Source organism: Photobacterium lipolyticum (assembly GCF_003026475.1).
Classification (GTDB): domain Bacteria; phylum Pseudomonadota; class Gammaproteobacteria; order Enterobacterales; family Vibrionaceae; genus Photobacterium; species Photobacterium lipolyticum.
Window position 1 is genome coordinate 73,256 of sequence record NZ_PYMC01000003.1, and the last position, 19,390, is coordinate 92,645.

The 19,390-nt window shown below is 45.5% G+C and carries 17 protein-coding genes and 4 tRNA genes; 3 read left to right on the forward strand and 18 right to left on the reverse strand.

What is annotated here, in order from left to right; translation table 11 throughout:
- Window positions 1-343: 343 nt before the first annotated feature.
- From C9I89_RS05555 to C9I89_RS05600, 10 genes are all read right to left on the reverse strand, one after another.
- Window positions 344-1,054 carry a DUF445 family protein gene (locus tag C9I89_RS05555; RefSeq protein WP_107282369.1) on the reverse strand — a complete coding sequence of 237 codons (711 nt, stop codon included), beginning with the start codon at window positions 1,052-1,054 and terminating at the stop codon, window positions 344-346.
- 248 nt (window positions 1,055-1,302) lie between these two features.
- Window positions 1,303-1,809 carry a hypothetical protein gene (locus C9I89_RS05560; RefSeq protein WP_107282370.1) on the reverse strand — a complete coding sequence of 169 codons (507 nt, stop codon included), beginning with the start codon at window positions 1,807-1,809 and terminating at the stop codon, window positions 1,303-1,305.
- 228 nt (window positions 1,810-2,037) lie between these two features.
- Window positions 2,038-3,222: a pyridoxal phosphate-dependent aminotransferase gene (locus tag C9I89_RS05565; RefSeq protein WP_107282371.1), complete on the reverse strand. Its 1,185-nt coding sequence runs from the start codon at window positions 3,220-3,222 to the stop codon at window positions 2,038-2,040.
- A gap of 157 nt (window positions 3,223-3,379) precedes the next feature.
- A tRNA-Val gene (locus C9I89_RS05570) sits at window positions 3,380-3,456 on the reverse strand.
- A 44-nt stretch (window positions 3,457-3,500) separates the two neighbouring features.
- Window positions 3,501-3,577: transfer RNA gene (locus C9I89_RS05575), tRNA-Val, on the reverse strand.
- A 45-nt stretch (window positions 3,578-3,622) separates the two neighbouring features.
- Window positions 3,623-3,699: transfer RNA gene (locus C9I89_RS05580), tRNA-Val, on the reverse strand.
- 45 nt (window positions 3,700-3,744) lie between these two features.
- Window positions 3,745-3,821 (reverse strand) — tRNA-Val (locus C9I89_RS05585).
- A 414-nt stretch (window positions 3,822-4,235) separates the two neighbouring features.
- Window positions 4,236-4,496, reverse strand: a complete 261-nt coding sequence (locus C9I89_RS05590) for a DUF5062 family protein (RefSeq protein WP_107282372.1) — start codon at window positions 4,494-4,496, stop codon at window positions 4,236-4,238.
- A gap of 300 nt (window positions 4,497-4,796) precedes the next feature.
- Window positions 4,797-5,657 carry a glutathione-dependent disulfide-bond oxidoreductase gene (gene yghU / locus C9I89_RS05595; RefSeq protein ID WP_107282373.1) on the reverse strand — a complete coding sequence of 287 codons (861 nt, stop codon included), beginning with the start codon at window positions 5,655-5,657 and terminating at the stop codon, window positions 4,797-4,799.
- Window positions 5,658-5,829: 172 nt separating this feature from the next.
- A complete protein-coding gene (locus C9I89_RS05600; RefSeq protein ID WP_107282374.1) occupies window positions 5,830-7,200 on the reverse strand; it encodes an MATE family efflux transporter in 1,371 nt (456 codons plus the stop codon).
- Between the two features lie 215 nt (window positions 7,201-7,415).
- On the opposite strand from C9I89_RS05600, the gene C9I89_RS05605 reads away from it, so the two are divergent.
- Window positions 7,416-8,030 (forward strand): riboflavin synthase subunit alpha, encoded by a 615-nt coding sequence (locus tag C9I89_RS05605; RefSeq protein WP_107282375.1) that lies wholly within the window; start codon window positions 7,416-7,418, stop codon window positions 8,028-8,030.
- Between the two features lie 217 nt (window positions 8,031-8,247).
- Here the strand turns inward: C9I89_RS05605 and C9I89_RS05610 are convergent, their stop codons facing one another.
- The 8 genes from C9I89_RS05610 to hutC form a co-directional block, all read right to left on the reverse strand.
- Entirely contained in the window at window positions 8,248-8,451 is a 204-nt protein-coding gene (locus C9I89_RS05610) for a CPXCG motif-containing cysteine-rich protein (RefSeq protein ID WP_107282376.1), read from the reverse strand.
- 351 nt (window positions 8,452-8,802) lie between these two features.
- Window positions 8,803-9,456, reverse strand: coding sequence for a hexitol phosphatase HxpB (gene hxpB / locus C9I89_RS05615; protein WP_107282377.1), 654 nt, complete (start codon window positions 9,454-9,456; stop codon window positions 8,803-8,805).
- 403 nt (window positions 9,457-9,859) lie between these two features.
- On the reverse strand, window positions 9,860-10,729 hold the full coding sequence (locus C9I89_RS05620) for a fructosamine kinase family protein (protein ID WP_107282378.1): 870 nt from the start codon (window positions 10,727-10,729) through the stop codon (window positions 9,860-9,862).
- A 489-nt stretch (window positions 10,730-11,218) separates the two neighbouring features.
- On the reverse strand, window positions 11,219-12,751 hold the full coding sequence (hutH, locus tag C9I89_RS05625) for a histidine ammonia-lyase (RefSeq protein WP_107282379.1): 1,533 nt from the start codon (window positions 12,749-12,751) through the stop codon (window positions 11,219-11,221).
- A gap of 23 nt (window positions 12,752-12,774) precedes the next feature.
- Window positions 12,775-14,502 carry a urocanate hydratase gene (gene hutU, locus C9I89_RS05630; RefSeq protein ID WP_107282380.1) on the reverse strand — a complete coding sequence of 576 codons (1,728 nt, stop codon included), beginning with the start codon at window positions 14,500-14,502 and terminating at the stop codon, window positions 12,775-12,777.
- A 49-nt stretch (window positions 14,503-14,551) separates the two neighbouring features.
- Window positions 14,552-15,568 carry a formimidoylglutamase gene (hutG, locus tag C9I89_RS05635; protein WP_245905413.1) on the reverse strand — a complete coding sequence of 339 codons (1,017 nt, stop codon included), beginning with the start codon at window positions 15,566-15,568 and terminating at the stop codon, window positions 14,552-14,554.
- The gene (gene hutI / locus C9I89_RS05640) at window positions 15,558-16,826 is read right to left on the reverse strand and encodes an imidazolonepropionase (protein WP_107282381.1); all 1,269 of its coding nucleotides are present in this window, start codon (window positions 16,824-16,826) and stop codon (window positions 15,558-15,560) included. Before hutI ends, hutG begins: the two co-directional genes overlap by 11 nt.
- Before the next feature lie 227 nt (window positions 16,827-17,053).
- Window positions 17,054-17,758: a histidine utilization transcriptional repressor HutC gene (gene hutC / locus C9I89_RS05645; RefSeq protein ID WP_107282382.1), complete on the reverse strand. Its 705-nt coding sequence runs from the start codon at window positions 17,756-17,758 to the stop codon at window positions 17,054-17,056.
- A gap of 257 nt (window positions 17,759-18,015) precedes the next feature.
- On the opposite strand from hutC, the gene yqfB reads away from it, so the two are divergent.
- Both yqfB and cspE read left to right on the forward strand, forming a co-directional pair.
- Complete coding sequence (gene yqfB / locus C9I89_RS05650) at window positions 18,016-18,327, forward strand: N(4)-acetylcytidine aminohydrolase (RefSeq protein ID WP_211315219.1); 312 nt, start codon at window positions 18,016-18,018, stop codon at window positions 18,325-18,327.
- A gap of 251 nt (window positions 18,328-18,578) precedes the next feature.
- A complete protein-coding gene (gene cspE / locus C9I89_RS05655; protein ID WP_107282383.1) occupies window positions 18,579-18,791 on the forward strand; it encodes a transcription antiterminator/RNA stability regulator CspE in 213 nt (70 codons plus the stop codon).
- Window positions 18,792-19,390 lie beyond the last annotated feature (599 nt).

The window sequence follows — 19,390 nt, forward strand, 5'->3', positions numbered from 1 at the left end:
AGACGAGAATTAACCACTGTTCAAAATTTTGTGCTGTTGAAGTTACCTCAATAAAAATGTTAAGTATTCGAGTGGAAGATTCGAGTTTAAACTGGTTTTTTGTATGGCTTGTTAGGCAGGAATATATAGCATGGGTTTTGAGGTGTGACGCATAAGATTTGTAGGTAAGGTGAAGTTTTATTATACAAATATGACATTCACCTAATAACTGCTTGTTAAATTAAATATTGATTGTCCTAATATTGACTCGTCGTAAATTGAGTGAGTTAAATTAATGCCACATAAAAAAACGCCGCCCCACACCCGTGAGGCGGCGTTTTGTCATCAAGGGGAATACCCGAACTTATGCGGTGATCAGCGCCGAGAGTATACCGATAGCGCCGCCCAGTACACCGCCCCAGATCACCAGCCAGCCAAGGTGTTCGCGGATCATCTTTTGCACCATTTCTTTAACTAACTGAGGCGTCAGTTCATTCAGGCGCTGATCGATAATCTCTTCAATGGTGGATTGGATCTCGTTGAACATTGCCGGTTGTTCTAACTGATCTTTTAGCGCTTGTTTAAAGCTATCTTTCTGGCTGATCTCAGTAATTGATTCCTGCATTTTTTCGATAAAAGGTTGTTTGAGCGGCTGTAACGCTTCTTCGCCGCCCATCATCACCAACATGCCGCCGAAAGAGGAGTTCATGATCACTTCAATCAGCGAATCAAACGTCGGGCTAAGATCAATCTTCTCAATAACAGGCTGAAGATCGAGCTGAACCGGGTTGGCCATTTCATTGGTCAAGAAGCGATCGACGTTCTCTTGGGTAAAGAACTGCTCCATCATCATCGTCTTAATGCCGAGTTTGAATTCTTCAAAGCGGGCAGGGATCACGCCCGAACCATAAAGCCCCGGCACTTTCTCAAACAGCATATGAATGGCAAGCCAGTTGGTTAATGCGCCTGAAAAAGCGAACAAGCCGCAGAACATCACAACCTGCTGGTTAGTAAGATAACCCACAAGCAAAATCAACAAGGATAAAATATTGGTAAGTAGACTTTTACTGGTCATAGCCGCCTCGGGGGAAAGATAGAAAACGGCGGGATTTTAGCAAGGTAACGTGATGAATGTCACGAATGTATTTAGGGTAAAATTCAGATTTACTCAGATTGTTGGTCATTAGTTGACATAGTGGCTGGCTGGTTAAATCCGGCGTAACTACCCGTAAAATTGCTGTAGTAGGCATTTACGCCTGGAATATGTATGACGTCTTCATGAACTCGCTGTTCCAGATGACAACGGACTGGCTGATACAGCGATTAACTATCACGACTAAATTTTTTAGCTATTTTGCTAAAGTAGTCTTCCATATCCTTTAAGGAAGCCATTGTGGTATTTTCAATCTTTTTTTGTGAAACTTTAAAATCATGGACGATGCTATTTCCTTTTGCCTCCATAAAGTCTTCGACATTCATCTTAGCGAGGTGGCTTTGCAGTGCGGCGTGATCTAGTTCGCCTTTTGCCTCACGGACTTTTTTATGGGTTATTTTTTCAAAATCGTCAAAAGAGTCGCTGATTTTCTGCCATTTGTCATGTGCCTCCATGGCGGCGAGATGGGCTTGCAGGGCTGCGTCATCTTTTTTGCTGGCCAGATGATTTGAAGCTTCACCGAGTTTTCCGTTAATTTCTGAGAGCCGGTCTTTGGCTTGCTGCCACAACTTTTTGGTATCGGCAGAAAACTCCTCAGATTTGTCCTCAATTTTATTAGTTACTTCCCGAATTTTTTCTCGGGATAGATCGATTTTTTCTTTAAGTTGGTCTTTCATGGTTAACTCCGCTTATTTGCCTGTATTTTTCTTATGTCACGTCGCCGCGCGTATTTGCATCAGACAACCAGTTAGAACTGCATCCTTTCGGTGACCGATTTAAGTATAGACATTCAACAGGTAACGGGAAAAACCAGTTCATGAAAATAGGCATTTATTTAAACGACAAGAATAAAAGCAGCGGCACTTTGTATACAAAACAAGACGGATTGTTCATCCGGCGATGAATCATCGGTCAGAAAAGTACTTTTCTATCCGGTCGAAGGCAATGTTGATTGTCTCTTCATCAACGCAGTAGGCCATGCGAACATGGCTTTCACCCGAGGGGCCAAAGGCGCTTCCCGGTGTTACCGTCACTTTGGCGTTGTATAGCAGATCAATCGCAAAGGATTTTGAGTCGGTATGATCCACCAGAATTTTGGGGAACATATAATAGGCGCCTTCCGGTTTTTGCCAGGAAAAAATATGGGGTATATTTTCCAGCCGCTCAACCATCAAATTGCGGCGTTTATTCAGTATGGTTTCAAATTCTTGTTTATGGATTGAAGGCCGGGAGAGGGCGGCGATACCAGCCAGCTGAGAAATGCGCGGGGCACAGATCATGGTCGCATCGTGCACCTTCATCGCCTCCCGCTTGAGCTCTTCCGGCATGATCATATAACCAAGACGCCACCCGCTCATGGCATAGGCTTTGGAAAATGAATGCAGGTAGACGACATGCTCTTTATAGCGTTCGACGCTGGCAAGATTGAAAAATTTGTTGCGGTTTTCATAGGTAAAACTACTGTAGGGATCATCAATGATGACCAGAATATCGTGTTGTCTGGCTATTTCTCCCACCTGCAGCAATTCCTGTACGGTAAATATTTTACCCGTCGGGTTTGAAGGTGATACCAGCACGATGGCCTGGGTTTTATCGGTAATTAATGCCGGTAACCGATCAATATCCAGACTCCAGTTGTTGCTCTCATCCAAAGGCCAGTAAACGGCTTTGCCGTTAAACAGAATGATCTGTTGGATATGGGATGCGAAGCATGGATCGGTCAGAATGATTTCATCACCGGGATCGAGCATGGTGTGAAACATTGTATTCAACCCCTGCATATTGCCCGCAGTGATCATGACGTTGCTATCGGCAGAGACGTTGATCCCTGTCTCTGCGAGGTGTTTTTGAACAACCAAATCACGGAATTCCGGCAGACCATCTGGCAGGGTGTATTTCCCGGCATCAGGATCTTCACTGAGCCGCTTTATAACCCCGTTACGGATGTAGTCTGGCGTTCTGAAAGATGGCAATCCCCATGCGAGTGAGACAGCTCCTTCCACCCGGGCACTCAGCATCGCCATTTGCTTAATTTCAGACACGCAGGCTTGATGGACGTAGCTGGAAACAATATCGGAAATAAAAGTCATGAGGTAATACCAGTCAGAAGAATAGTCCAGATTGGTATAATGATAGAACAACAAATTCTAAAAAAAGCGGGCAGCAATTGAAATAACCTATGTTTACGGCAAGATCATTAAACGGCAGGCACAAAAAAAGCCTGTTCTAAGAACAGGCTTTTGAATTTGGTGCTCGCTACTGGACTCGAACCAGTGACACCTTGCATGTCATGCAAGTACTCTAACCAACTGAGCTAAGCGAGCAAATTGTACTTTGCGATAACAAGCTGTTGCATGCTATCTGAATTTGGTGCTCGCTACTGGACTCGAACCAGTGACACCTTGCATGTCATGCAAGTACTCTAACCAACTGAGCTAAGCGAGCAATTTGTACTGTGTGATAACAAGCTGTTGCATGTTATCTGAATTTTGGTGCTCGCTACTGGACTCGAACCAGTGACACCTTGCATGTCATGCAAGTACTCTAACCAACTGAGCTAAGCGAGCAATTTGTACTGTGTGATAACAAGCTGTTGCGTGCTATCTGAATTTTGGTGCTCGCTACTGGACTCGAACCAGTGACACCTTGCATGTCATGCAAGTACTCTAACCAACTGAGCTAAGCGAGCTTTATTTACGTTCTTTCTTGATGTTCCGTCTCGGGAACGAAAGGAATAGTAGCGACTCGAACTATTAGGCGCAAGTGTTTGAGGTCGCTTTTTTCTTAAATAGTGTTTATTTGCTCGCACATTAATCAGTTTGGTGTTGGTACATGCACAAAATGGCATTAATGATTAAATACAAGCGGTTAATCAATCCCTATTTTTAAATGGCTTCAGGGGAGAGCAACTAACTACCGTGAGTACTCCTGCTTTGACCGGGCGGTTATCAGGAACCCATTTTTGGTGAAATTCGAGGGGTTACATACCAATCAGGTTCTTCATTGTGTTTAGGTGCTAGGTATGTGCTGATTAATAGCAGTATTTCTGAGTATAAACATCAAAAAGGTCTGCATTGCAGACCTTTTTGATGGGAAAAGAAGATTAGTTTAACAATTCATGATCTGGCGGAAGCAGACGTGAAATCCACAGCACCAACTTGTGCTTCATATTTACTCCGTCTTCCTGATCGATTGCCAGCGGGGTGATTTGTTTGCATTCCACCAACAGGCGATAGACACATTCGACTCTTTCAGTTGATGAAACGGTTTTCTCGAGATCGCCATACCCTTGTTTCTTCGCAAATGCCATGCCTAGCTCCATGGCTTTTTTCAGTAGCTTGGCATCATTTTTGTTCTTTTTCATATCTCATCCCTTGCATATGAATGCATTAATCAATTAACGGCTTACGTTGGAATGCGCTGTTCTTCATGTGTTTTCTGCAACAAGAATACATCAGGCAGTTTTATAATCCCACTTTGATCTTGCAAGGATCAAACGTGGATTGGCATATCTGCACTCTTCTCTGGTGTGTACGCAGAGAAGAAAACCGAGTCAGCATTACCTGCTGACTCTATGGGGACATAAATGAATAAGACATTACAATTGAATTGCGAACCAGAGGCAAAACCTGGTTGTGATGTGCCTACATGAGAGTAAGTGCAATTACGGGCGTAATTTTAATACGCTATCAATATCTTCAGCGGAATGACGTTCTGGAACTTGTTCCCATTCTTCGCCCCAGGAGCGGTTTACGACGCGCCCGCGCTGTACCGCTTCTCTCTCTTCAAGCATTTTCGCCCAACGTACAACATTAGTATATGTTTCTACTTGTAAGAACTCTGCGGCATCATACAAATGACCTAGCACTAAATTACCGTACCACGGCCATATCGCCATATCTGCAATACTGTACTCTTCACCTGCTACATAGGTGTGTTTAGATAGTTGCTTATCTAATACATCTAACTGGCGTTTAGCTTCCATCGCAAAACGATTGATAGGGTATTCCTGCTTTTCATCAGCATAAGCGTAAAAATGTCCAAACCCGCCGCCAAGGAAAGGGGCTGAACCTTGCGCCCAAAACAGCCAGTTAAATGTCTGAGTTCTCGCATTTCCTTCATTTGGCAAAAAATGACCAAATTTCTCTGCTAAATGAACCAGAATTGAAGCTGATTCAAAGACATTAACTCTTTCATTGCCAGACCTATCGACGAGGGCCGGAATTTTTGAGTTAGGGTTTACTTCAACAAATCCTGACGAAAATTGCTCACCTTCTCCGATATTAATCAGATAAGCATCATACTCAGCTTCCTTAATACCTAAAGCTAATAGCTCTTCTAAAAGAATCGTCACTTTTTGTCCGTTAGGTGTACCAAGGGAGTAAAGTTGTAATAGGTGTTCACCTACAGGTAAGTCTTTGTCATGTGTCGAACCTGAAACGGGGCGGTTAATATTTGCCCATTTATTACCGCCGTTTGTAGCATTAATCCAAACTTTCGGTGGCGTGTATTTATTGTTGCCCATAATTTCTCCCTACTTATGACTAACGTACAAGTGTGATTCTGAGAAAACGTTTTTCAAAACAAATTGACAAATCGCTGTTTGTCAATCTAAACGGTTCCCTGTGTCACAACGCGCGGCGGGCTACAGGCTTCAGCCGGAACGGCACCTTATAAATAACGGCACTGACACTTTGCTATCGAAGTGACATTTCAATCTGGAAATCATTGCCCTGGTGTTGCACCCAGCGTAAACGGCTTGCCAGCATTAAGGCGGCCGATGACAGACCGACAATGTTGCCAATCCAGAAACCATGCGGCCCCATCGATCCAACAATCCAGTCAGTCATACCAAGAATATAACCCACAGGCAGGCCTAATATCCAGTAGGCGATAAAGGTGCGAATAAAGATAGCGCGCATATCTTTGTAGCCGCGAAGAGCACCTGCCGCTACAACCTGTATCGCATCGGTACACTGATAGATAGCAGCCAGGAACAAGAGCTGTCCCGCGATAAGGATAACGTCAGGGTTGTCGGTATACATCTGCGCGATTCGTTCGCGGAATATCACGGTTAACAGTGCGGTAAGCATTGCAATCACCAGTCCTACTAATAAACCACAACGAGAGGCAATCTTCGCTTCTTCTAGATCTTTTTGACCGAGTAGGTGGCCAACACGAATGCTTAGTGCCGCGCCCAGGCTCATCGGGATCATAAAGATCAGTGCAGAGAAATTACTTGCAACCTGATGTGCAGCTACGGTAATTGAACCTAGCGGTGAAATTAACAGCGCGATGGCAGCAAAGAGGGAGACTTCAAAGAAGATAGAGGCAGCCACGGGCAACCCCAGTTTGAAAAGGCGAAAAATGGCTGAAAGCTGTGGTTTGTGCCAATGGTTAAACAGCCCGATCGCGTTTAACCGTTTGTTCAGTTTGACGTATACCAGCATTGAAAAGAACATTAACCAATACACAATCGCTGTTGCAACACCACAGCCAACCCCGCCCAGCGCAGGTGCGCCGAACTTACCGTATACAAATATCCAGTTAAGTGGGATGTTGGCAGCCAGGCCAATAAAGCCAATTACCATCGCTGGTATGGTAAGAGACAAGCCTTCAGAGAAACTTTTAAGGGTCTGAAAAAAGAGGAAGGCAGGAACCGCAAATAATACAGCATGCAGGTAACCAATGGTTTTATCAGCGAGGTCTTTTTCGACATCCATCATGTCTATCAGAGCGCCCGCATTGTAGAGCACCCAAATAATAGGTAAGGATATAATGGCAGCCAACATGAAACCATGTTGTACTTCAAATGGAATTTTTTGCTTCTTGCCCGAGCCATTAAGCGTTGCAACTATAGGTACCAACGCGATCAGCAAGCCCACACCAAACAGGATAGAGGGTAACCAGACACTGGTCGCAACAGAAACCGCCGCCATGTCAGTGGCACTTACGCTGCCGGCCATTACGGTGTCGACAAACCCCATCGATGTTTGAGCGACTGATGCGATGAGTACTGGGATTGCTAACTTAAGTAATTGACGTGTTTCACGCCGGTAATTATGCACAGAATGCTCCTGAAAGCAGGTATATCGGATACAGAGAAATATGTCCGCAGGTGTGCGCTGAATTATAGCGATTCAATACGCAGAGACAATCGTTATTCTGATAAGTTGAAAATTACTGTATCTTGAGGCGGTCTACCTGCGGGGATTATTTTCCTGCTTGGTGTTTGGGTATAATATCGATCAATAGAATGCCATCAACCAATATAGGAAGGATCATGTTCACCGGAATTGTTCAAGGCACAGCTGAAGTTATTAAAATCATAAAAAAAGAGAACTTTCAGACACATGTGATCCGAATGCCTCAAGGGTTATCTGACGGATTAACACTTGGTGCATCTGTTGCCCATAATGGTTGTTGCCTGACGGTTACAGGAGTGGATGACGATTTAGTCTCTTTTGATTTAATGCAAGAGACGTTGAAAGTGACTAATTTAGGCCTGTTGTCTGCAGGTGATAGCGTCAATGTTGAACGGGCCGCAAAGTTTGGGGATGAGATAGGGGGCCACTCCATGTCCGGCCATATCATGTGCACTGCGGTGGTTAAAGAGGTGGTGGTGTCTGAAAATAACCGTCAGGTTTGGTTTTTAATGCCGCAAACACAGATGAAGTATGTGTTTACAAAAGGGTATATCGGGATTGATGGGATCAGCCTGACGATTGGTGATGTGGTTGATAATACTTTTAATGTGAATTTAATTCCCGAGACATTACAGCGTACTAACTTACAATGGCGCTCAGTGGGCGATGCGATCAATATTGAAGTCGATCCACAAACCCAGGCTGTGGTTGATACAGTTGAGCGGGTGTTAGCGAGTCAATCCGCGAAATAAAAATGCATTTCGATAGTGAATGCATTTATTACCGAGATTGCTGATCTTACCAATTAACAGTAGTGATAATTCTAAAGGAAAAGGGAATTCAATTACTATTTTTCCCTTTTTGCTTCATCCCGCCATAAATCCTAAAGCGCAGACCTAATGGTTACCATTTATATATGGATATAAAATGGTGGGTATAAACAGGAGTAATGCTATTACAATTTGATATTTAAAAGATCTGCTCATCATCCGCATCAATAAATAAGTTGATGGTTTTGTGTAGTTCATCGACTTCCATATTCAGGTGGATAGCATTACAACACGCAGGGCACTCATCATAAAACTCTTGGCTACCCCCGCTTGTATCAAGAGTGATTTTGATGTTATGCCCGCAGTGTGGGCAAACAACACTTTGCTCAGAATAGTTCTTCATAGCGTACTCCTTAAAATGCGTTTACAGGCATATAACCCCTATAATATTCACGCATTTCTTTCTTCTAACTGATAATTCAGTTGATAATAAATAGGTATAACTAAATCGTAGCGTTAAGTATTGGTTTTTGCCGAGAATTAACCAAGAAGTTTGAGTTGATTTGAAGTTTCGATGAATTAATGGACTGACTGTCTCAAATAATCCTTTTTTGACTGGATATTTTTTTTGTTATAAGAACTGAAATATTTTATAAGATGTCAAAAAGGGAACATATCCTGTGGCAGGATCGGCAATAAGTTGATGTAAAGACAATCGGGATTATCTTTACATCTAAGAAGGGATATTGCTAATTTATAGACTGCGCAGTAACGACGCCTTTACTTCGTGAAGCGAGGAAAGTTTATAATCAGCGATGGCCCAGCGTGGGTCGTCAGCATAGGCCTTTTCCGGTATTGCAATACCTTTCATTTGTGCGGCTTTGGCGGCAAGTAACCCATTAACTGAATCCTCAAAGGCGACACAGGCTTGTGGCGCGATACCAAGTGCATCAGCGGCATTGATATAGACTTCTGGGTGAGGCTTACCGTAGCGAAGGTGTTCAGCTGACAGTACGGCTTCAAACTTACCTTCTAATGCGAGTGCTTCTAGCGTCGCGGTAATTAAGTTCATCGGAGAAGAGGAGGCGAGGGCAAGTTTTAATCCCATATCTTCACAGGCTTTGATGGCTTCAAAAACACCGGGCAGCGCAGGTTTGTACTCTTTAACCAGTTCTTTCACACGCTCCACGATAGTAGCCGTGACTGCTACACAGTCTGGACCTTGCCATGGTTGTTTGCCAAACCAGAATTCAACCACCTGGTCGATTCGTAATCCCATGGTTTGTAACGTTTCTTTTTGTTCAATAATGACACCTAAGGAAGAAAATACTTCGACTTGTGCTTGTTGCCAAAAAGGTTCTGAGTCGACCAGCAGGCCATCCATATCAAATACTGCAGCTTGTAACATGATTTTCCTAACGTCAGTGGTAAAACCTATCGGTATTATACCCAAGCTACCTCAAGATGCTCGTTTCAGCGAGAATTACTTGGCTACTAGGCTAGACACCGATTTGAAGATCTAGTGGTTCTAAATTGAAAATCGGTAACAACGCATAGAAGCCAAGTAAACTCGCCCTTTGGGAGTGGGCCAGCGAGCCCATTTCCGTGTCAAATAACCTTGAAAGGGAATAGCCATTCCTACCGTTATTTTTCTTGAACTGAGCCCGCTGGACTCACTCTGAATCCTGCATCTTGAGGTGGCTTGGGTATACTTGTACTCAACAAAATATTGTCCCATAAAATAAAAATTCTTAGCTTACGATGCAAGCTAAGAATTAAATATCAGGTATTAAAGCGGTGAGTTTGTTAACTTATGGCTTTGTTAAACCTAACTTCTCTATTGTGTGTTCGGCCTGAGTTAAATAATCGCCACCAAACAGATTACAGTGGTTTAAGACATGGTATAAGTTATATAGATCGCGACGCTCTTGATACCCGTCATCTAAAGGCCATACAGACTGGTAGCCTTGATAAAAGCTGGCCGGGAAGCCACCAAAGAGCTCAGTCATCGCGATATCACATTCTCTGTCTCCCCAGTAGGTGGCCGGATCAAAGATGAGCGGACCGGTTACGGTGAGTGCCGTATTACCGTGCCAGAGATCGCCATGAAGTAATGATGGCTTCGGTTGGTGGTTCATCAAAAGCGCAATCACATTACCGGTGATGGTATCGATATTGCCGAACTTGATGCCTTTCTCTTCACACAATTGAAGCTGCCAGGCGATGCGTTGCTCAGCAAAAAAACGACACCAACGACGGCGCCACTTGTTCGGCTGCGGTGTTATGCCGACGTAATTATCAAAATCAAAGCCGTATTCTGCCTGTTCTCCCCATTGGTGCAACTTGGCTAATTGTTGGCCGAGGGTAAAAGCCGTATCGCTATCAATGGCTTTCGTGGGTAAGTAGTTGAGAATAATGAATGACTTATCGCGGCAGGTGCCAACGTGAAAAAATTGTGGGACTTGTACACAATCTGCTTCATTGAGGATCCGTAAGCTTTCAGCTTCGGTTTCAAACATTGCGAGTTGCTCTTTGTCATTTAGCTTGATAAAGAAACGTTCCTCACCATCACCAATACAATAGCATTGATTAATATCACCACCGACGAGGGCTTCTCGTTCAGTGATTTTGAACGTTATCCCTAATACCTCTGAAAGCTGGTGAGAAATGGCTTGCCACATAGCATCCTCCACGGCAGAACAATATTGATAGCGATATAATGTTATTGGTGTCTCATCAACATCTTAGACTATTTCAGCAAGAGGTAACCGTGCATTTATCAAGGTTTTAGCTTTATGGTGAAGTTGTTTTGAGTGAAAAAGCTTGTAAATCAACTTCTAAGCGTTATGTGATAGGTCGATGAAATTACCGGTAATGTTGAAAGATAAACAGCCCTTAGTACTTAACACAATGAAGATGATCAATTCGTAGTCCACAGAAGGTAGTAAACCAGGGATCCATTCTGCACGGAATTATCCAGCCATGAAGAACCCGATTGGTATGTAATCCCTTCAAATTTCACCGCAAATGGATCCCTGATAACCGCCTGATAAGTTTCGAGCAAGTTTGTAAGTCAACTGTCTGGCAGTTTCTGGGATGACGACTGTTTGGCTTCATCGAGAAATTATCAATCAGTCCAATCGATCATAATTACTGAACCAAGGCACTAATTATAGACTTGGCAGCAGTGCTGCTGGCATTAGTTGATTGTACAGCGCTTCTTTTAACAGCTGATTCGCTTTGTCGATATCGGGTGCGAAGTAGCGATCTTTGTCGTAGAAGGTGACCCGTTCACGTAACAGCGCTTTGGCCTGTTCGATGCGCTCAGAGCTTCTTTCCGGGCTTCTGAAATCCAGCCCCTGTGCTGCTGCCAGCAATTCAACGGCAAGAATGCCCCGTGTATTTTCAGCCATATCGGTTAAACGACGACCTGCGAAGGTTGCCATAGAGACATGGTCTTCCTGGTTTGCAGATGTTGGCAGGCTGTCGACTGACGCCGGATGGGCGAAGGTTTTGTTCTCGCTGGCAAGTGCCGCAGCCGTTACCTGAGCAATCATAAAGCCTGAGTTGACGCCACCATTATCAACCAGAAATGGCGGTAGCCTACTCAAAGTACTGTCGATCAACAGCGCCATGCGGCGCTCTGACAAGCTGCCAATTTCTGCAATCGCAAGTGCCAGGTTATCGGCGGCCATCGCAACCGGTTCAGCATGGAAGTTGCCACCAGAAATAATATCGCCATCGTCAGCAAATACGAGAGGGTTATCAGACACCGAATTGGCTTCAATTTCGAGAATCTCTGCCGAGTTACGGATTTGCTGTAAGCAGGCCCCCATGACCTGCGGTTGGCAACGGAGTGAATAAGGGTCTTGTACTTTTTCGCATTGTTGGTGTGACTGACCTATATCACTGTGCCGATCTAGCATATGACGATACGCCATTGCGGCATCCATCTGGCCTCGGTGACCGCGTATACGGTGAATTCGCGGGTCAAATGGGCGGCGGCTGCCCAGTGCGGCATCAACGGTCATCGCGCCACAAACTGTTGCTGCAGCATACAGATCTTCGGCTGCAAATAAGCCTTCCAGCGAAAAGGCTGTTGATGCCTGAGTGCCGTTTAGCAGAGCCAGACCTTCCTTCGGGGCCAGTGTGATTGGCTCCAGACCTGCAATTTCAAGCGCCCGGGCGCCAGTAATTACGTCACCTTTGTAGCGTGCCTGCCCTTCACCCAGCAGAACGGTACTCATGTGGGCAAGGGGAGCAAGATCGCCCGATGCCCCAACCGAGCCTTTTTTAGGAATGCACGGATACACTTCAGCATTAACTAACTGAATTAGGGCATTTACAACTAACGGGCGAATACCGGAATAGCCACGAGACAGGCTGTTCACCTTAAGCACGATCATCAAACGAACGGTGGCATCATCCATGAACTGACCAATACCGGCAGCATGGGAAAGGACAATACTGCGTTGCAGGGTTTCCAGATCGTCTAGCGCAATCCGGGTGTTGGCCAATAAGCCAAAACCGGTATTGATGCCATAAACGACTCTGTCTTCTTTGATGATTTTGGCGACGGCCTCAGTACTGGCCAGCATGCCCGGCAGTGCCTCGTCATTTAATGACAGTTGAACAGAGTGACGGCTGACTTCACGAAGCTGTTTTAACGATAGCTTTCCTGGATTAATTTCTAACTGGTACATGATCCTTCCTTTTTCACGATCTGTTATTTATTGTTATTGTTATTGGCATTTGTCCGATTAACCATTGGCAGGTCGAGGCCTTGTTCTTTGGCGCAGTTAACGGCAATGCCGTAACCGGCATCGGCATGACGCATCACGCCAGTTGCCGGATCATTGTGAAGCACTCGGCCCACGCGTTCTGCAGCATCGTCAGTCCCATCGGCGACAATGACCATGCCTGAGTGTTGCGAGAAGCCCATGCCGACACCGCCACCGTGGTGAAGCGATACCCAGGTTGCACCTGATGCCGTATTTAACAGTGCATTGAGTAGCGGCCAGTCAGAAACCGCATCTGAGCCGTCCATCATGCTTTCAGTTTCGCGGTTGGGGCTGGCAACAGAGCCGGAATCAAGGTGGTCACGACCGATAACAACCGGTGCTTTCAGCTCACCATTTTTAACCATTTCATTGAATGCCAAACCGAGACGTGCACGATCTTTCAGACCAACCCAGCAGATCCGTGCTGGCAAGCCCTGGAAATGAATACGCTCGCGAGCCATATCTAACCAGTTATGCAGATGCAGATTATCCGGGATCAGCTCTTTTACTTTCTGATCGGTTTTGTAAATATCTTCAGGATCGCCCGATAATGCCGCCCAGCGGAAAGGACCGATACCTTCACAGAAAAGCGGACGAATATAAGCAGGAACGAAACCCGGGAAGTCAAAGGCGTTTTTGACGCCTTCTTCAAACGCCATTTGGCGGATATTGTTACCGTAATCTACCGTAGCAGAGCCCGCGGTTTGCAGATCTAACATCGCCTGAACCTGAATGGCCATCGACTGTTTCGCCGCTTTTACGACAGCAGCTTCGTCTTTGGTTCGCATTTCAGCGGCGTACGCCATGCTCCAGCCTTTTGGCAGATAGCCATTCAACGGGTCGTGTGCAGACGTTTGATCGGTGGTTGCATCCGGTGTTATGCCACGCTCAACCAGTTCTGGGTAGATATCGGCGGTGTTGCCTAACAGTCCGACAGAGACAGGTTTACCGGTTTGTTTGGACTCTTCAATGATGGCCAGAGCTTCATCTAAACTGGTCGCTTTGCAGTCGAGATAACCGGTACGCAGACGGTAATCAATGCGGGATTCATCGCATTCTACGGCGATCATTGAGAAACCAGCCATTGTTGCAGCAAGAGGTTGAGCGCCACCCATGCCACCAAGACCGCCAGTCAGGATCCAGCGACCATGGGTTTCGCCATTAAAGTGCTGACGAGCCATTGCAGCGAAAGTTTCATAGGTGCCCTGAACGATGCCCTGCGAGCCGATGTAGATCCAGCTACCGGCGGTCATCTGACCGTACATCATCAGGCCTTTTTTATCGAGTTCGTTGAAATGTTCCCAATTTGCCCAGTGCGGTACCAGGTTAGAGTTGGCTATTAATACTCGCGGTGCATTGCTGTGCGTTTTAAAAACACCGACAGGTTTGCCTGACTGCACCAGCAAGGTTTCATCACTTTCCAGCCGTTTAAGCACCTCAACAATTTTGTCATAGCACTCCCAGTTACGGGCCGCGCGGCCGATACCGCCATAGACAACCAGTGCATGGGGATGTTCAGCCACATCCGGATGCAGGTTGTTCATCAGCATTCGCAATGGCGCTTCTGTTAGCCAGGATTTGGCATTCAACGCTGTACCGGTAGGTGCAATGATGGTTCTTGTTTCATCTAAACGTGCTTTTGCTATTTGGGGGCGGGACGATGCGTTCGTCATGTTGCTCTCCTTGCTGTGCGCGATCGTTGTAAGGTAATAATGTGCGGCATTAACGGATCGCACGGGCGATAGTCCAGGCCAGCCTTGCGGCTAACCGTGCGGTTTGGTTATCAATATCAAAACGGGGGTTATATTCCGCTAAGTCGGCAACCAATAGCTTCGAGTCACCTTGTGCATTTTTAGCGGTTAAAATGGGTTCTATTAATGTCTCGACAATTTCAAGCGATATGCCGCGTGCAGCCGGTGCGCTGACACCGGGTGCGACGGATGCTGGAAAGACATCGAGATCGATGGTGAGATAAAGGTGATCACACTCATTAATAAAAGCGTTAAGCTCGGTCTGAGTATGTTCGAGATCATGACGAGTCAGCTCGGTATCATCTTTATATAGCACACCTAATCGGTCGGCTTTTTCATATAATGCTTTGGTATTACCGGTTCGGCTCAGCCCTAAGCAGGCATACTTAAATGGCCAGTTCTGTAGCTGGCAAAAACGCGCTGCCTGGTGGAAGGGGGTTCCTGAACTGCCCTGTCCGGAGCTCGGCCCTGGCGGTGGATTTCTTAAGTCAAAATGGGCATCAAAGTTGATGATACCAACACGTGGTGCAGCTTGTTCATCCGGTTTACCAGCCTTATTTTCAGAGACGTGCTGCTTCTGCAGCAGATAATTACCAATGCCCTGGAACGTTCCCCATGCCACTTCATGACCACCGCCGAAGACGATAACTTTGTGGCGTTGGCGCAGGGCGCGGCTGACATCTTCACCTAAGCGATATTGTGCAAGTTCTAAGTTGCCATCACCACAACAGATATCACCGCCGTCATAAACGGGCTCCTGGTGATGCCAGGCAAAATTGGCTAAAGCTCGGCGGATGGCCGCTGGGGCATCAAAGGCGCCGATGCGGCCTTTGTTACGGGCCACACCTTCATCGCAGGCGAAGCCCAGCAGCATAATGCCTTCTTCATTAGCCTGATCTGCGGGTAGCACTTTTTGGTGCCAGCGCATGCCTAGTTCACCGTCTTCCGGATCACACCGGCCTTGCCAGACGCTCATATCAATTGGCATTGCGCTTTTCCTCATCGACAGAGTTTTTCGCTTCATTGGCATAGAACAACTCGCCATCAACAACACGCGCGATTAAATCAGGTATACCCAGGCGGTACGATAACTCTGCCGGGCTTTCTAGCTGCCAGAGAGCCAGATCAGCATCCATTCCCACTTGGATCCGGCCGCGATTCTCGCTGAGACCTAAAGCCATTGCGGCGTTGCACGTTACCCCGCGTAGGCATTCCTCCGGGGTAAGCTTGAACAAGGTACAGGCCATATTCATCATGGTACGGAGCGATGCTATCGGCGAGGTACCGGGGTTAAAATCAGTTGCAATAGCCATGGGAACATCCAACCGGCGAAGATGTTCGATAGGGGGCCGTTGCGTTTCTCGCAGAAAATAAAATGCACCGGGCAGCAGTGTTGCAACCGTATTACAGGCAGCAAGCGCGGCAACACCATCACGATCCAGATATTCAATATGATCGACAGATGTTGCTCCCATACGGGCGGCGAGGGCGCTACCTCCCAGATTCGACAGTTGCTCTGTATGGCCTTTAATCCCGAGACCAAATTCTTTTGCTGTTGCAAAAACGCGCTGGCATTGCTGTGGCGAGAACCCGATCCCTTCACAGAACACATCAACATAATCGGCCAGCCCTTCATGGGCTGCTGCTGGGATCATTTCCCGGCAGATTATATCGATGTAGTCATCAGCGCGATTGGTGTACTCCGGCGGTACTGCGTGCGCGGCAAGCAGGGTCGTCGAGACTTTAATATCTTTGAGTTCGCCAATACGGCGTGCGACACGAAGCATCTTTAGTTCATCGTCAACGGTCAGCCCGTAACCAGATTTGATTTCAACGGTCGTGACACCGTCACTTATTAGCCCTTGCAGACGGTGAAGGGCCAGCTCGTAAAGTTCGTCTTCTGATGCCTCGCGGGTCGCGCGAACGGTTGCGAGGATCCCACCGCCAGCCTTGGCTATCTGCTCATAAGGCACGCCGTTAAGGCGCTGTTCGAATTCGTTGGCTCGGTTGCCTGCGAAAACCAGATGGGTATGACAATCAATAAGTCCTGGTGTCACCAGTGCATTGTGGCAATCAATCACATCCGGATGGCCATGCAGATCGTCGTGGCAGGCTTTACCTGCAAACATGATCTTGCCATTGGTAATGCCAATCATGCCGTTTTCGATAACTCGATAGCCATTGCCTGTGTGCATGGCATCTGGTTGCATCGTCACTAGTCGAAGGTTGGTGAGCACTCGTTCCATGGATTATCTCTGATTAAAAGTCTGGTTATTTGTCTGTTTATTCGCAATAAGGAATATGTATATACAAATAAATAGACGATTATGACGAGGAACTCAAGATGGAATGTAAAGGAATTGTGAGCGAAATTGTAATGATTTGCTGACAGTGAGGTGAAAATGTGGAGTGAAGGGGGCCTGTGAAGGTAGGAAAGAGCGTTTCTAGACTAGACCCTAGACTCTCGCTACTCTTACACCTTCGTCCGCGAGCTCAATTTATATTTATCGCCTGGATGATAGAGCAAGGCGATACTAACAAGGTTCTTTTTACTCCATGTCCTTCGGTTCAACAGCAGGCAAGGGGATCTATCATTCATCTTTAGCAATGTGGAGATGCGCTTTGGTGGAATAATGGCCTCCACAGTATGCTCAATATCACTCAGCGGGCAGGTCTGGACCAGATACTCATTGGGGGTCTGTTGGGTAAAATCTTGTGCGATATATTCAGGTGCGAAATCCGGATTTACCCAACGTTCCTCCAGCTGAACAGGTACGTCATTTTCATAGTGGACAATCTGAGTAAAGTAAATGACGGTACCGTGTCTGACCCCTATACGTAACGCAATATCATCTTTAGCATCAACCTTCGCTTGGGTAATGATTTTATTTGAATACTCATGACCACGGTTGCGGATTTCAATCGCAATATTGCGGATCTCCATTAAAGGAGATTCTGCCTTCTTATGGCAAACAAACGTGCCCAGTCTCGGTGTACGCTCCAGCAAACCTTCACCGACCAGATCACGAATCGCTTTATTGGCAGTCATTCGGCTGACAGAAAATTGTACAGACAGCTCAATTTCGGTCGGAATTTTAAAACCTGGTGGCCATGTCCGGGATTGAATTTTATCGTTTAGGTATTGTTTAATTTGCAAATAGCGGGGGGACTGTGCCATTGAGGTTTTCCCATAATTGCCTATACAAATAAAAGCAATTTTTACTGTGTATTTCAAGCTAATGTTGTATTTCTTTAGATATTCTGAGAAAAAGCGCGATCTGAATGTTGGCAAATGACTTGGTCAATGCTTTTAGAGCTGTTTAAATATATTCAAACTACCTCAATAAAAATGAATCAGAAATCATGACAAATAGTAATACACCTATAACAAAAGCCCCGGCATGTAACGATTCTATGAAAAATGCGCCTACCGTGATGACGTTCTTTGAGCGCTTTGAAGCCGATATTCTATCAGGCAAGAAGACGATCACGATTCGCGATGAATCTGAACGTGATTATGTACCGGGTTCGCGCGTTGATGTATCGACGTTCGAAGATGGCCGTGGCTTCTGCCAGTTAGACATTATCTCGGTTGAACCCATTTTATTTGATGATTTAAGTCTCTTTCATGCTGAGCAGGAAAACATGACATTGGCGCAGCTGAAAGCTGTGATTCAGGAGATCTACCCGGGTATCGAGCAGCTTTATGTTGTGTCATATAAGCTAGCCCAAAGGATATCGTTGTAGGTCTAAAGACGAGAACGAGGAAAGATTTTAAAAATTACGCTGTACAAAAAATGTACAGCTGTTATTATCTTGCTCAGTTCTTCAGAGAGTTATTAAATGCAACATCAAGTACAAGTTAAACCTTTAGCTACTTATACGTTATCGTTTTGTGCCTATGTGTTTCCCTTATATTTATCGTAACATTATATAATTCAATATATTAGAATGTCGCGAAATTGCGATTTTTCATGAATTTTAAATAAGGGGCATATATGTCTAATTCAACTACTGGCATCGTAAAATGGTTTAACGAAGAGAAAGGTTTTGGTTTTATTACTCAAGATAACGGCGGTGCTGACGTATTCGTTCATTTCCGTGCTATCGCTTCAGAGGGTTTTAAAACTCTAGCTGACGGTCAAAAAGTTTCTTTTGACGTAGAGCAAGGCCAGAAAGGCCTTCAAGCAGCTAACGTAGTTGCTTTATAACTAGAAGCTTGTCTTCTGAAAAAATGCTGGCTATGGCCGGCATTTTTTATATCCGATGTTTATACCCAAGTTACTATTCTGGTGCCGTGTAGCTTGAATAGGAGCAGTAATAGCAGCCATTTGATTTTGGGTAGACCTTTTTAGCCGCAGTTAAGGCTGTACTGCAGGCTGTGTGATAACCGAGTGGGTGGCAGTTTTCTTTCTTTGGAAGATAACTACATGATGCACTGTGAACCTCATGATCTCCATTATCTTGTGCATTCTTGTTTACATAAAATAAACTCATAATTCCCTCTGATAATTAATATGCAACCAGTTCATCAAAGAATCACAGTACTCCTATAAAATCAAAGGGTATAGCTCTGAAGTCAAATACTTAGAGAATCATCACTTTGATTAAAACGGACATAAGCCTCCCAACAAGACAACCAATCAAATTCGATCCAAGAATCCGTCCAGACAACAACAGGCAAAGATCCTTTGAATGTCGGGCTTAGTCTGATTTGAATACGTTACTTATGACATAGGTAACAGCCTGCCATGAGCTAAATATGTACAACGTAAACGACTTATACGGATAGACATTGTTATTTCATATC